This is a genomic window from Yoonia sediminilitoris (genome assembly GCF_003058085.1).
GTDB lineage: Bacteria > Pseudomonadota > Alphaproteobacteria > Rhodobacterales > Rhodobacteraceae > Yoonia > Yoonia sediminilitoris.
The window spans coordinates 81901-95367 of sequence record NZ_QBUD01000004.1 but is presented as its reverse complement, the minus strand read 5'-3'; the positions used below and the strand labels follow the sequence as shown (position 1 = coordinate 95367).

At 57.9% G+C, this 13467-nt stretch carries 16 protein-coding genes; 8 read left to right on the top strand and 8 right to left on the bottom strand.

What is annotated here, in order from left to right; genetic code table 11:
• Positions 1–80: 80 nt before the first annotated feature.
• On the bottom strand, positions 81–1058 hold the full coding sequence (mbfA, locus tag C8N45_RS10300) for an iron exporter MbfA (protein WP_108386160.1): 978 nt from the start codon (positions 1056–1058) through the stop codon (positions 81–83).
• 113 nt (positions 1059–1171) lie between these two features.
• Here mbfA and C8N45_RS10295 point away from each other — a divergent pair, with 113 nt between their 5' ends.
• Positions 1172–1789: a TetR/AcrR family transcriptional regulator gene (locus tag C8N45_RS10295; protein ID WP_108386159.1), complete on the top strand. Its 618-nt coding sequence runs from the start codon at positions 1172–1174 to the stop codon at positions 1787–1789.
• Between the two features lie 287 nt (positions 1790–2076).
• Positions 2077–3099, top strand: coding sequence for an aspartate-semialdehyde dehydrogenase (locus tag C8N45_RS10290; RefSeq protein ID WP_108386158.1), 1023 nt, complete (start codon positions 2077–2079; stop codon positions 3097–3099).
• Positions 3100–3133: 34 nt separating this feature from the next.
• On the opposite strand, the gene C8N45_RS10285 is transcribed toward C8N45_RS10290, so the two are convergent.
• Positions 3134–3913: a HupA family protein gene (locus C8N45_RS10285; protein WP_133175967.1), complete on the bottom strand. Its 780-nt coding sequence runs from the start codon at positions 3911–3913 to the stop codon at positions 3134–3136.
• A 223-nt stretch (positions 3914–4136) separates the two neighbouring features.
• On the opposite strand from C8N45_RS10285, the gene C8N45_RS10280 reads away from it, so the two are divergent.
• Positions 4137–5798 carry a DUF4139 domain-containing protein gene (locus tag C8N45_RS10280; RefSeq protein WP_108386361.1) on the top strand — a complete coding sequence of 554 codons (1662 nt, stop codon included), beginning with the start codon at positions 4137–4139 and terminating at the stop codon, positions 5796–5798.
• Positions 5799–5844: 46 nt separating this feature from the next.
• Here C8N45_RS10280 and C8N45_RS10275 read toward each other — a convergent pair whose 3' ends face one another.
• Together C8N45_RS10275 and C8N45_RS10270 are read right to left on the bottom strand one after the other, a co-directional pair.
• On the bottom strand, positions 5845–6153 hold the full coding sequence (locus C8N45_RS10275) for a DUF3240 family protein (RefSeq protein ID WP_108386156.1): 309 nt from the start codon (positions 6151–6153) through the stop codon (positions 5845–5847).
• A gap of 1 nt (position 6154) precedes the next feature.
• Entirely contained in the window at positions 6155–7132 is a 978-nt protein-coding gene (locus C8N45_RS10270) for a sodium-dependent bicarbonate transport family permease (protein WP_108386155.1), read from the bottom strand.
• A gap of 516 nt (positions 7133–7648) precedes the next feature.
• Here C8N45_RS10270 and C8N45_RS24080 point away from each other — a divergent pair.
• The gene (locus tag C8N45_RS24080; protein ID WP_375342465.1) at positions 7649–7786 is read left to right on the top strand and encodes a DDE-type integrase/transposase/recombinase; all 138 of its coding nucleotides are present in this window, start codon (positions 7649–7651) and stop codon (positions 7784–7786) included.
• A gap of 66 nt (positions 7787–7852) precedes the next feature.
• Here C8N45_RS24080 and C8N45_RS10260 read toward each other — a convergent pair whose 3' ends face one another.
• Positions 7853–8500 (bottom strand): carbonic anhydrase, encoded by a 648-nt coding sequence (locus C8N45_RS10260; protein ID WP_108386154.1) that lies wholly within the window; start codon positions 8498–8500, stop codon positions 7853–7855.
• 210 nt (positions 8501–8710) lie between these two features.
• Between C8N45_RS10260 and C8N45_RS10255 the strand changes: the two genes are divergently transcribed.
• The 3 genes from C8N45_RS10255 to C8N45_RS10245 all read left to right on the top strand — a co-directional run bounded on the left by C8N45_RS10255 (position 8711) and on the right by C8N45_RS10245 (position 11321).
• Entirely contained in the window at positions 8711–9028 is a 318-nt protein-coding gene (locus tag C8N45_RS10255) for a hypothetical protein (protein WP_133175966.1), read from the top strand.
• A gap of 107 nt (positions 9029–9135) precedes the next feature.
• Positions 9136–10509, top strand: coding sequence for a leucyl aminopeptidase family protein (locus C8N45_RS10250; protein ID WP_108386152.1), 1374 nt, complete (start codon positions 9136–9138; stop codon positions 10507–10509).
• Entirely contained in the window at positions 10506–11321 is an 816-nt protein-coding gene (locus C8N45_RS10245; RefSeq protein ID WP_108386151.1) for a C40 family peptidase, read from the top strand. Before C8N45_RS10250 ends, C8N45_RS10245 begins: the two co-directional genes overlap by 4 nt.
• 10 nt (positions 11322–11331) lie before the next feature.
• Here C8N45_RS10245 and C8N45_RS10240 read toward each other — a convergent pair whose 3' ends face one another.
• The 3 genes from C8N45_RS10240 to C8N45_RS10230 all read right to left on the bottom strand — a co-directional run bounded on the left by C8N45_RS10240 (position 11332) and on the right by C8N45_RS10230 (position 12394).
• Positions 11332–11667, bottom strand: coding sequence for a DUF2794 domain-containing protein (locus C8N45_RS10240; protein ID WP_108386150.1), 336 nt, complete (start codon positions 11665–11667; stop codon positions 11332–11334).
• A gap of 210 nt (positions 11668–11877) precedes the next feature.
• Positions 11878–12147, bottom strand: coding sequence for an I78 family peptidase inhibitor (locus C8N45_RS10235; RefSeq protein WP_108386360.1), 270 nt, complete (start codon positions 12145–12147; stop codon positions 11878–11880).
• Positions 12148–12157: 10 nt separating this feature from the next.
• Positions 12158–12394 (bottom strand): hypothetical protein, encoded by a 237-nt coding sequence (locus C8N45_RS10230; protein ID WP_108386149.1) that lies wholly within the window; start codon positions 12392–12394, stop codon positions 12158–12160.
• A 129-nt stretch (positions 12395–12523) separates the two neighbouring features.
• Between C8N45_RS10230 and C8N45_RS10225 the strand changes: the two genes are divergently transcribed.
• On the top strand, positions 12524–13261 hold the full coding sequence (locus C8N45_RS10225) for an NYN domain-containing protein (RefSeq protein ID WP_108386359.1): 738 nt from the start codon (positions 12524–12526) through the stop codon (positions 13259–13261).
• The last annotated feature ends 206 nt before the right edge of the window (positions 13262–13467 follow it).

Sequence of the window (13467 nt, the reverse complement as noted above, 5' to 3'; positions counted from 1 at the left end):
GGGATATTTTTGGCCATAAGAAAGAGAACCTGTTTGATATGGAGCGGGTCAGTTTTCCAAAAACCTGCAGTTTTGCTGACCTAGCCCGACCCGATCAAGGCCCCGGCCGCAAATACAAGTGCGCCCCCCAACACCACCTGAAACGCGGCCCGCAGGAATGGGGTTTGCATGTATTTGTTCTGAATCCAGGCGATTGCCCAGAGTTCGACAAAAACAACGATAAAGGCAATGATTGTTGCGGTCCAGAAATCGGTGATCAGATAGGGCAGGGCATGACCCAATCCACCAATGGTCGTCATCACACCCGCAGCCAGCCCGCGCTTGACAGGTGATCCCCGACCGGAAATCTGGCCGTCGTCTGATGCGGCCTCGGTAAAGCCCATGGAAATCCCGGCACCGACTGACGCGGCCAACCCGACAAGGAACGTGGTCCATGTATTCTGGGTCGCAAAGGCAACCGCAAAGATCGGAGCGAGCGTCGACACGGAGCCATCCATCAGGCCCGCAAGTCCGGGCTGCACCCACGTCAGGATGAACTGCCGGTGGGCTGCACTTTCTTCGGCTGTTTTTGTGTCCTCATCCAGCGCATCGGCCGTCAGCGTATCCGCTTTGTCGGAATGACCGGCCTCTGCGGCGGCCAGGTCACCCAGCAGCTTGCGCGTCGCTGCATCGGTCGTGCTGGCAGCGGCGGTTTCGTAGAAGCGCTGCGCGTCGCGTTCCATCTGCTTGGCTTCGTCGCGGATACGCGCAAGCCCAAGGTTTTCCACAAGCCAGACAGGGCGGCGGGCGTAGAAGCCGGAGACATGCTCGCGCCGGATCAGAGGGATCACATCGCCAAATCGGGCCTTGAAAAGATCGATCAGCCGGCGCCGGTGCTCGTCCTCTTCTGCTGCCATCTTTTCAAAGATCGTGGCCGAGGCTGCAAAGTCCGCGCGCAGCATGTCCGCGTAGCTGCGGTAGATGCGGGCATCGTCTTCCTCTGACGAGATCGCGAGAGCAAGGATTTCCTTTTCAGACAGGTCTTTGAAGCGACGTCGGTTGGCAACTCCAGGAATCATCGGTATGTCCCTTTCTTTAGAATAGTTCTAAGTTAGTTTATTGCCCTACATAAGCAAGTTGCAACAACTAAACTGATCAGTTTATAAGTGAAAGAAGGAGGGCGGAGGAAAATATGCCGGACGGTGTGATTGAGCCCAAGCGGGGCCGCAAATTTGATCAGGTTCTGGCAGGAGCCCGACAGGTTTTTCTGGACGACGGTTTCGAAGGGGCGTCGGTAGATGAGATCGCGCGCGCGGCGGGTGTCTCCAAGGCGACGCTTTACAGTTACTTTCCCGATAAGCGGATGCTGTTCATGGAAGTTGCAAGAACAGAATGTGCCCGGCAGGCGGAAAACGCGATGGACACCATCGATATGGATGCCGACGTCGCACAGGTGCTGCACCGGATCGGTCACGAGATCGTCGCTTTCATTACCTCACGTTTCGGCAAGCGCATTTTTCGGACCTGCGTGGGCGAAAGCGACCGTTTCCCTGAATTGGGCCGCGAATTCTACGACAGCGGGCCGAAATTAGTGCGTGACAAGATTGTCGGATTTTTCCAGATCGCCATTGGCCGGGGTGAATTGCAGATTGATGATCTGACCCTCGCAGCGGACCAGTTTCACGAACTGTGCAAGGCGGATATTTTTCCGCGGGTTGTCTTTAACATGACCGAAGAATTCACCGACGCCGAGCGTAAGCGCGTTGTTGACGGGGCGGTCGCGATGTTTCTGGCGCGCTACGGAACGTAGAAGACCTGCTTTTGGTGCAACAGTCGTGTGATGAAGGCAGACCTTATTTCCTCAAGATAGTGAAGCGGCGAAAAGGCCGGATGGTCCAGTGACGTGAAGCTCCGACATCGACTGATCGCGCATTGCATGGGCAAGATGCGCTGACGCCAAGTGAAATTGATGCGTTACCCTTAAGGGACACAGGTTCAGCGAGAATTCACGGCAAGCCATTTCATCCTGTTTCGCCCCCTTTCCCTGCCCGCCGCATCGCGGTAAGAGGCCCCACTTGCAACCAAGGAGCCAGCCAAATGGGCTATCGAATCGTCGTCGTCGGCGCCACAGGGAACGTGGGCCGCGAAATGCTGAACATTCTTCACGAACGGGCCTTCCCCGTGGATGAAATCACCGCACTTGCCAGCCGTAAATCGCTGGGCAGCGAAGTCAGCTTTGGCGATAAAACCCTGACGACCAAGGACCTTGATACGTTTGATTTTACCGGCTGGGATATGGCCCTGTTTGCCGTCGGGTCGGACGCTACGAAGATTTACGCGCCCAAGGCCGCGAAAGCAGGCTGTGTGGTCATCGATAACTCATCGCTTTATCGCTACGACCCCGACGTGCCGTTGATTGTCCCCGAAGTGAATGCAGAAGCGATTCACGGCTACACCAAGAAAAACATCATCGCGAACCCCAACTGCTCGACCGCGCAAATGGTTGTCGCACTCAAGCCATTGCATGACCGTGCCACGATCAAGCGCGTTGTTGTCAGCACCTACCAATCCGTCTCCGGCGCAGGCAAGGGCGGCATTGATGAACTGTGGGACCAGACAAAGTCGATCTACAACCCGACCGACGACAAGCCCGCCAAGCAGTTCACCAAGCAGATCGCATTCAACGTCATTCCGCACATTGATGTGTTTATGGACAGTGGCGAGACCAAGGAAGAATGGAAGATGGTCGCGGAGACGAAGAAGATCGTCGACCCGAAGATCAAGGTCACGGCCACTTGCGTGCGCGTGCCCGTCTTTGTTGGCCACTCAGAGGCGGTGAATATCGAATTCGAAGAACACCTTGATGAGGATGAAGCCCGCGACATCCTGCGGCAGGCCCCCGGTGTCATGGTCATCGATAAGCGCGAAGACGGTGGCTATGTCACGCCTGTTGAATGTGTAGGCGATTTTGCGACTTTCATCAGCCGCATCCGGCAGGATAGCACGATTGATAACGGGCTGAACCTGTGGTGCGTGTCTGACAACCTGCGCAAGGGCGCTGCGTTGAACGCGGTGCAGATTGCCGAAACGCTCGGGCGCGAGTGCCTGAAAAAGGGCTAAAATAAGTGGGTGGCGCAGCCCTGCGCCACCCCTGCTATTCTTCAGCCCAGAAAAGCCCCCATTCTATCGTCGGCTCTTCGTCACCATTGGCATGGACGATGCGGACCGCACCAATAGCGCCATCCGCATCCCCGCCCACAAGCAGCCCTTCGTAGCTGCCTGTCGGCTCTTCGGTCAGGAAAAGATCGCGACCCCCCGAAGTTTCCCCCGAAAAGGCGCCATCGATGATTGTGGCTTCTGTCAGAAGCACATCTTCGGCAGGACGGCCCCCGATGTTTGCACCCTCCAGCTGACGGTTGGTGATGGTGCCAGAGATACTGGATCGCCCGAAATCCGCGGTCAGGCGCACATCGCCGGAGGCATTAAAGCCGGCGCTATAGCTGCCCACATATTCGCCCAAATATATGGCGCTGCCACCCTCCGGAACGGACGTATCGGTCAGGCGCACCAGCCGTGTCCCAGACGCACCAATGCCGTTGCTGCCAGAACTGAATAACAGGAATGCTTGCGCCGTTTGCGACGGGGTTTCGCCGATCAACAGGCGGCTGCCGCCGCGGCCGCCGGAATATGCCCGAAACTGTGCGCTTGGCGGATTGGGCTGGAGATCGAGGTTTGTGGTAAGTCCCTCGAACGCCACCCATACCTCGTCACTGCGAATGTCAAAGGTAACATCCTCCGGCATCCGCAAAAGCGCGACCTCTTCTGCTGAGAGTGCAAGAGGGTCATCAGGGCCGGTCTCCTGATCGGAAGAGCCGCCACCTCCGCCGCAGCCACTCAGAATTGCGAGCGAGGCGATCGAAAAAAAATGTTTCATCTTCATATACTTTGCGTTTTGTCATTGAACTTTTTATCACATCACCTTTGCTTGGATCGACAAATCCACCAATGGCCCCGTCAAAACGCATTGTCAGACGTTGCAGATTGGGAACAATCGCCAATAGAGGGAATGTTTGCACAGTTCCTGCCCGGAGGCGCCAAGGATCAGAATGCCGCGCGCGTCAAACATGCAGAGAACCAAAAACCGCAAGGAGAATCATATGTTCCGCCCTTTTCTGACCGCCAGCTTTATCGCGCTTTGCGCGCCCGGCTGGGCCGATACATTCACCGCAGAGGCCCGCGTCGATACGGTCACGATCTATCCTGGCGTGGCCACCGTGACGCGCCAGATCACGCTTGATCTGCCAGCCGGACGCCACGATATTATCGTACCGGGATTGCCGCAAAACCTGCCGTCAGAGGGGCTGCGGCTGGCGGCCCCCGACGGGGTGCAGATTGGTGCGGTCAATCTGGCCTATGATCGCCTGCCCGTGACGCCTGACCAGACATCGCCCGAGGTAAAAGCAGCCAAGGCGCGGGTTGAAGAACTGGAAGATGTGCTGCGGCAGCGCAATGATGCCATTGCAGAAATACGTCTGCATGTCGCGGCGGCGAATGAACAAATCGCATTCCTGCAAAGCCTGAGTAAAGGCAATGCGAGCGAGGCAATCACTGCATCCTCTGTCGCTGATATTCAGGCGCTGGCACAGATGGTCGGGTCCGAAATCCTGCGCCTGCGTCAGGATGCCTTTGCTGCCGAACAGCAAGCCACCGCAGCAGAGCGCGCCCGCGAAGATGATATCATTGCTCTGGAAGAGGCGCGCCAACATCTTGAAGCGCTCATGGCACCCGAAACCGAGGGCGCCGTCCTGACATTCACATTGCAGGCCGCAGAGTCTGGCGAAGTAACCGTCGATATCAGCGCATTGGAAGGGTTTGCTAATTGGTCCCCTGTTTATGACATGCGCCTGACAACCGGCGTTGCGCCACGCATTGATCTGGAGCGGTCGGTGGTGGTCAGCCAGAGCACCGGTCAGGATTGGCTCGATGTGAAACTGATCCTGTCGACGGCCCGCCCCGGTGAACAGACGGCCCCAAGCGGTGTTTGGGCCCCGTTACGCCGTATTGTCTCTGAAGACGAGCTGGAGGGCGACCGCAATTCCGACTTTGCGTTGCAGGGTATAATGGAGCCGCGCACGATGGCAGCCCCCGCTGCACCTCCGATCGTCATGGAGGACGCCGCCTTTGGGGCAACTGCCGACTTTAGCGGGGCAACAGTCACATACAGCTACCCGGGCACTGTGGATATTCGCAACGGGGTTGAGGATTTGCGCCTGCCACTGGATACGCTGGAACTGGATGCGGACGTATGGGCGGAAGCGGCCCCAAGCCGTGACAGCATCGCCTACCGAATGGCGGAAATGACCAACACCACCCAAGAAGTGCTGTTGCCGGGGCGTGCATTGATCTTTGCCGATGGCACCATGATCGGGTTTAGCCAGATGCCGTTGCTGGCTGCCGGCGCTGACACCAAAATGGGCTTTGGCCCGCTTGACGGGCTACTGCTGACAAGGGCGACGCCCAGCAAATCCGAGGGTGATGTCGGCGTCTTTACCAGTGCGAATCAACTGGTCGAAGAGGCAGTGATGACGGTGCGCAACGTCACCGGTCAGGATTGGAAAGTCCTGTTGCGAGACGCGATCCCCTATTCGGAACAGGACGATCTGGAGGTCAGCTTTGACGCCAGCCCGCGTGTCACCCGTGTCGCCCCCGATGGTCAGCGCGGTATTCTGGAATGGGATCTGGAGGTGCCTGCCGGTGCAGCGCAAGAGATCAATCTGAGCTACACACTGACATGGCCGAGTGGCTATGTGCTGCAATAGGGGGATGGGTTGAAACCCATCTTACGGTCTGGCCGCGGTTCTGACCCTAGAAACGTTCGGCGCGCAACACTTGCGCGTCGGTAATGCTGACCACGCCGATATGTTTCTCGACAACCGTGAACGCCGCTTCAAGCAACCCGTCCAACCGTTCGGGTTTGATCAGGCAAACCACAGCCACCATCCCCGCCCGACCGATTTGCCCTTCTCTGGTCCATTGCCCCGACCGCCCTGATCCGCCGCGCACCGGCAGAATGGTGTAGCCTGTTACCCCGGCCTGTGTCAGCGCGTCGGTCAATCGCCGCTCCAGCGGGGCTTCGATCACGATTTCAACACGCTTTGCTGTATGCGTTTCCATGTCAGCCTCCGGTCACGATTTGCGCTGTAGCGAGGTAAAGCGGGATACCAAGCGTCAGGTTGAAGGGGAATGTCACGCCCAGTGACAAGGTCAGGTAAACCGACGGGTTCGCCTCGGGTAGGGCCACCCGCATGGCTGCGGGCACGGCGATGTAGCTGGCCGAGGCCGATAGCACCATCAGCAGCACTATTCCGCCCAGCGACAGGCCCACCATCATGCCCAGTGCCATACCGATTGTGGACCCGATCAGTGGCATCACAACGGCAAACGCCACTGCTCCCGCCCCAAGCACGCCTTTGGATTGCCGCAGTCCCCGTCCCGCTATCAGCCCCATGTCGAGCAGGAACAGACACAGCACTCCTTTGAATGGGGTCACGATGAAGGCGCTGATTTCTTCCAGCCCCTTTTCGCCGGTGATTGCGCCGATGAAGAACGATCCCACAAGCAACACGATCGAGCCGTTAAGCATAATTTCCCGCATCAGCCCCGGCGCCATCGCGCCTCCGCCACCGCCACGGGCCACAAGCCAAAGTGCCGATAGAATAGCGGGCGCTTCCATCACGGCAGCCACAGCGACCATGTAACCTTCCGCGTCGATCATCCGCCCTTCCAACACCGATGTGGCGGCCACAAAGGTCACGATGCTGATCGAGCCGTAGTGCGCTGCCACTGCCGCTGCATCGGTGCGCGACAGGCCGGTCATGATTTTTAATAGGGCAAAAGCAATAAGGGGCAGGCCAAACGAAAGGACCAGCCCGGCCAGCACTGTAAGTATGAGCGTCTGATCGACCCCGTGCGCGCTGACTGCGACCCCCCCTTTAAAGCCGATGGCAAAGAGCAGATAGACCGACATACCTTTTGCTACGGCCTCTGGAATGGTCAAATCGGATCGGGCCAAAGCCGCTGCCAGCCCCAAAGCAAAGCTCAGGATAATGGGCGAAATCAGGTTCGCCCCGGCGAGGGAGAGTATTTCAGACATAATGCGCCCTATCTGCTTTTTGATCGATTAATTGAACGTACGTTCAATTACAAGTCGGATTGTTCCAAAGTTCGAGAAATTACGCATAGCGCAGGAAGGAGGATTGGCAACAAGGTGAAGCTGGCATGCGCCCTTGCCCTGTATGCCACCAATGTGTGGGACTGTTGCATGAATTGGGGCCTGTTGTCACTTTCAGGTTTTAGAAGGGTCCGCATGCAGCGCAGATCTCGGATCACAGATCTCTGGTTTCCGTTTGGTATCATCCATTGTGCTGTGCGCTGGTATCTGCGCTACCCATTGGACGTATCAGGATGTCGTTGATCTTTTGGCCGAGCGTGGCATTCCAGCGGATCGATCAGCAGTATATCGCCGGGCACAGAAGTCTGGCCCCGAATTGGCGAAACGAGCAGGGAAACACTTGCGCCGCGCAAGTGTAGACTGGCGTCCCCTCTCGGCAGATCACTGCGTGATCGCCTCCCGGGCAATGTATGAAACCGAAATTCGCGTTGGTGGTAAATGGCGCTATTTAGGCGGGCCTCCGACTCAAATGGCCGGATGGTCGAGTTCTGCCTGATCGCGCGGCGGGACGCAAAAGCGACCCGTGCCTTTCTGCGTAGGGCAATTGACCGGGTTCGACTGCATCACCCTGTGTGATTTGCACCGACAAGGCACAAAGTTATCGGCGCGTTATCCGAGAGAGAATTCACCCAACGCCCGATGCTAGACCGCGACAAACCCCTGTGTATCGGGACTATACGCTTCCAGTCCGCCCTCTCCGATATCGTTCCACAGGCCGTGCAGCGAAAGAACGCCGTCTTCCACCGCCTGCTTGACGAAAGGGAAGCTCATCAGGTTTTCCAGTGAAATCACGACGGACGCCTTTTCCAGTGCGCGTTTGCGCATCGCCTCGTCGCCCTTGGGAAGCAGTTCAAACCCCGGACGCAGAATGTCCATCCAGCGGCCCACGAAACTACTGCTGTCTTCCAGTTCGGGCGCATTGCCGGAGCACATGTGATAGCACCCTTCCACCCCGCCGCAGCCCGAATGGCCAAGCACGATCAGATGCGCCACTTTCAATGTGCCAACCGCATATTCGATGGTGGCCGAGGTGCCGTGATTCTTGCCGTCGGGGCTGTAGGGCGGGACCAGATTGGCGATGTTGCGGTGGATAAAGAATTCCCCCTGATCGGCGCCAAAGATCGACGTGACATGGACGCGACTGTCGCAGCAGGAAATCACCATGGCGCGCGGATGCTGGCCATCTTCGGCCAGCCTGCGATACCAGGCCTTGTCTTCGGCATATGTCGTTGCCTTCCAGCCCCGGTAGCGCGTGGTCAGGTATGCTGGCAATGGGCGTGCGTATTTCATGGTCAGGTCCCTTACAACTGCCCCCTAGATACGTTGCATTTTCATGGATTTCGAGCGATTTTCTTTTTGGTCTCAACCTTATGGGAACCTTGGTCGATTATCCCGAAACACATGACAGATATTACACATCTCCAGCCCAATGTGGCCCCTCAGGAGCAAGATGTCGTTATCTTGCGTTGTCCGGATCAAATGCATTTTGACCCGGCTCCCTTGAATCGTCTGTTTGCGTTGAAGGACGCAGCCGAAGCGGAAGAGGTGATTTGCCGCGTTCTGGAAGATATCGCCTTGCGTCTGGATATGATGCAGACAGACATGGCGAAAAGTGCGTTTTCCAAGCTGGTCAAACCGGCCGCGCGCATAGCCGCGGTGGCCGACCAGATCGGGCTGACCGAGGTGGCGATTGCCGCAGGTCATGTCTCGCAATGCCTTGAACAGCGCGACGGCGTCGCACTTGAGGCGACAATGGCCCGGCTCGAACGTGGTTTTGACGTGGCCGTGTCAGAGGTCTGGAATTTTCGCGACCACTAGTTTCGCCACAATTGCGTTCTGAACACACGCCAAAAACCCGTGGCCCCTTGCGGGCGCGGGGATGGCGGTTAGTCTGTCGGCGACGTAAACCGACAGGATAGAAAAGTATGCCCTTTGTTAAAGCCACCGACGCCGCGATTCCACTTCACGTGGTAGAGGCGGAGGCCTGTGAGGCGTTCCTCACGACCCTACCTGACGCGGCCCGGAATTGGGCGGCGCAGCAAGGTTTCACCGGGGCGTTGGGGCAGGTGCTCACGGTGCCTGATGCTGCGGGGCAACCGCTGATGGCGCTTTTCGGGTTTGGGACATCTGCAAAGCGGGCCCGCAGTCGTTTCCACATGGGCACCGCCGCCGCAAAGCTGCCCAAGGGCACCTATGATATCGCCAGCGGCCTGTCTGGGCGCGATCTGGAGGAAGCCGCCCTTGCGTGGTTGCTGGCCAGCTACAAATTTGATCGCTATCGCAAGCCTGCGGTTATGGGCGCGTCACTTGTTGCACCAAAGGGAATTGATGCGGCCCGGATCGAGACAATCGCACAAGGCGAAATACTGACCCGGAACCTGATCAACACCCCGGCGTCGGACATGGGCCCACAAGAGCTGGAGGAAGCCGCGCGCGCGCTGGCGTCGGAATTTGATGCCGATATCAATGTCATAACCGGCGATGACTTGATTCCGGCCAATTTCCCGATGATCCACACAGTCGGGCGTGCCTCGACCCGTGCGCCGCGTTTGCTGGACATCCGCTGGGGGACCGCGGGGCCGCAACTGACGTTGGTTGGCAAGGGCGTGTGTTTCGACACCGGCGGTCTGAACATCAAACCGGGCGGGTCCATGGGACTGATGAAAAAGGACATGGGCGGGGCGGCAACTGTGCTGGGGTTGGCGCATATGATTATGGGGGTGGGGCTGCCGCTGCGGCTGCGCGTGCTTATTCCTGCGGTTGAAAATGCTATTGATGGCAATGCCTTCCGCCCGCAGGATATTTTGACTTCGCGCAAGGGTCTCACGGTCGAAATCAACAATACGGACGCCGAAGGGCGGCTGGTGCTGGCAGACGCACTGACCCTGTCAGACGAAGATGATCCTGAACTTGTCATCTCGATGGCGACCCTGACAGGCGCGGCACGGGTCGCTGTGGGCCCGGACCTGTCGCCGTTTTTCACCGACAGTGATACCCATGCCTCGGCCTTGTCAAAGGCTGCGGCACAGGTTGCAGATCCTGTCTGGCGGATGCCGTTTCACGCGCCTTACGAAGAAATGATAGAGCCGGGCATTGCAGACTTGGACAATGCACCCAAGGGGGGATTTGCCGGCAGCATCACCGCGGCTTTGTTCCTGCGCCGGTTTGTTGAAAGCCCCTATATCCACTTCGACATCTATGGCTGGCAGCCAACCGCAGCACCGGCGCGACCAGCCGGGGGTGTCGGCATGGGTGCGCGTGCCGTGCTTGAGGCGCTGCCAGAAATGCTGGGCCTGTGACCGACGGGAGGCGCACAGCATCAAATGGGCGGGTCGCGGCACTGCATCTCGCCGGGGTGGTCCCAGCTGAAAAATATCTGGAAGGCTGGCCAAAGACGCTGATTGCGCCGGTCAGTGATCTTTGCCGCAGCCCGGACGGCCCGCGGGACCGGCAGTTGCTTTTGGGCGCGCAGGTGACAGTCTTTGAAGAGCGCGATGGATGGTGCTTTGTACAGGCCGCAGATGGCTATGTGGGATACCTTCGCGCGGAAGCGCTGGGCGCGCCTGCGCCTGTGACGCATTTTGTGACGACATTGGCCACACATGCCTATGCAGCAGAAGATTTCAAATCTGGGAACATTGCCAGCCTGCCCTTTGGTGCGCGGCTGCAGGTGCTGGACGAGCGGCACAAGTTTTTCGAAACAATGCAGGGGTTTGTGCCAAAGAAACATTTGCGCCCGCTGGATCAGCCCCTCACCGACCCTGTGGCTGTGGCGCAAATCCACTTTGGTGTGCCCTATCTTTGGGGGGGCAATTCAACCCGGGGGATTGATTGTTCGGGGCTTGTCACCGCAAGCCTGACCGCCTGTGGCATTCCCTGTCCGGGCGACAGCGACATGCAGCAGGCAGAATTGGGCAAGGAAATTGACGGTCCTGTTCAGCGCGGCGACCTGATTTTCTGGGCCGGTCACGTGGGGATGATGGTGGATGATGACACGATGATTCACGCAAATGCCCATCACATGGCAACACGCTACGAGCCACTGGAACAGGCGATACTGCGTATCGCGGCGCAGGGGGGCGGGGACGTCCTGGCGCGGAAACGACTTTAGGGTCCTGACCCTAGTCAATCGCGCGAATCAACTTGCGCTCCAGAACCCGCAACACCTGCCGCAATTCATTGCCACGCTTGAGAATCTGACCATCCATCCCGATCACCGCAAACTGCGCCTGCTTCATGCGCAGCTTCGGGCGTTTTTCAATCCGGTAAAGCGGGTTTTCCGAAGTCCGCCGAAAGACCGAGAAAACAGCCACTTCGCGCAGTGACGAAATACCGTAGTCGCGCCATTCGCCGGCCGCAACCATCCGGCCATAAAGCCCGAGAATTGCGTTTAACTCGGTCCGGTGAAAATGGATCTGCTGCGGAGCCTGAAATGGGGGATGCAGTTGCATGTTCATACGTCAGACTTGCGCCGTTTGAAGTGAAAATCAAGCCAGCCCATAACCGTGCCTTTGTTCCGCCTTAAAATGGCCACCAGTCCGCCGCACCTGCTGCGCACTGGGGCCACATGTCGTGGTTAGTTTGAATTCATAGCGAAATGCTACTCCGGTGTCGCGGCCAATAGCCCCCACCCAGTTCGCGGCACCGGAGAAATCGCAAAAATTCCCCTAACCGCAAGAGATGCCCGCGATACGGTTCGTCCGGTCAATTTCAAAGTTGATCCGTTGTGGCCGGTAGTCCTGTGTAACCAGATCGCCGGGGCGGATGACGCGCACCATCCGCATGATCAACACTGTCTCAAGTGCAGTGGCATCCTGACCCACAAGATATCCGTAGGATTCCGCGTCGCAGGTGTCAGGCAATCGCGGCGTTATCGGCGCTGGCGTTGGCGCAGCGGCGCACCCTGCCAGAAGGATCAAAAGGCCCAGGCGTTTCATACCAATCGGATCAACCGCAACCAAAGCTCAGGATATTGCGATCACGGTCAAGAAACACAATCGTTTCCCCGCCGGTGCCGCCTGTCCAGACTTCGCCGCTTCTGATAATCACGAAGTCTCCGGTGCTTTGATCAAGGGCCGATAGATTCTGCCCCACAAGCCCGTCATATCGCGACACATCACACCCGGGCGTCAATCCTGCATTACCGCATGCGCCGAGTAACAAAAATACTGCCAGTTTTTTCATGCCGCTATTTTTGGCGATGTCGCGGGACTTCGCAAGGGGGGTCGTGCATCTTGCAACGAAACATGGCAGGGGTTTGACTGACCAACAATGCCGACACTTCAAGTCGTCGCCAAACAGGAGAATGAGCCCATGCCACGCGATCAAAAGTTGCTAGCTGTCCTCATCGACGCCGACAACATCCCCGCGAAATATGCTGATGATATCTTGCGCGAAATCACGACATATGGCGAACCTGCGCTGCGGCGGGTCTATGGCGACTGGTCGAGCGACGCGCTTGGCAACTGGAAAAAGAAGGTGGTCGAGCTTGGTATGGTCGCCAATCAGGAAACGGCGAATACCAAAGGCAAGAACGCGAGCGATATCGGCCTTGTCATTGATGCCATGGATATCTTGCACACGGGTCGGTTTGACGGGTTTGTGTTGGTCAGTTCTGATAGCGATTTCACAGCCCTTGCGAACCGTTTGCGCGAAGACGGTGTTGAGGTCATTGGCATCGGCGAAGGCAAAGCCCCCGTGAGTCTGCGCAATGTCTGCAACCGCTTTATCCTGATCGAAAACATCGTTGAACCAGACAAAACCACCGCAGCCACGCCGCCCAAAAAGGCCAGCAAGTCAAGTGGCGAGACCCCAAACCGGTTGCCTCCCACAAAGGCTGTGCCCCTTATCATCAACGCAATGAACAGTATTGATCCCGAAGGGGAGTGGTACGCGCTTGGCCAGTTGGGCCAGTACATAACCCGCGCTACCCCGGACTTTGACCCGCGCACCTATGGCAGTGCAAAGCTGAGTGATTTGCTGGCAAAAATCGGGCGGTTCGACATTCGCAAAGGTCAGGGCAACCATCTGGAAGTCAGCCGCAAAGACTGAAGCGGCACGCCGATAGCAGTTGTCGTTGCCGCAAATCAGCAGAGGATTTGCATTTGCGATAGCGTTCCCCGAAAAACCTGCATGATGCGCACTGCGAATCTGAGGGCGGCCCCCGGCCCTGGGTAAGGGGGAAGCCCCCTCCCGTGGGGAGGGTCGGATGCTGCCCGGCCTGACAGCCGGTCGGGCTCTCAGTTACGATAGTGTGG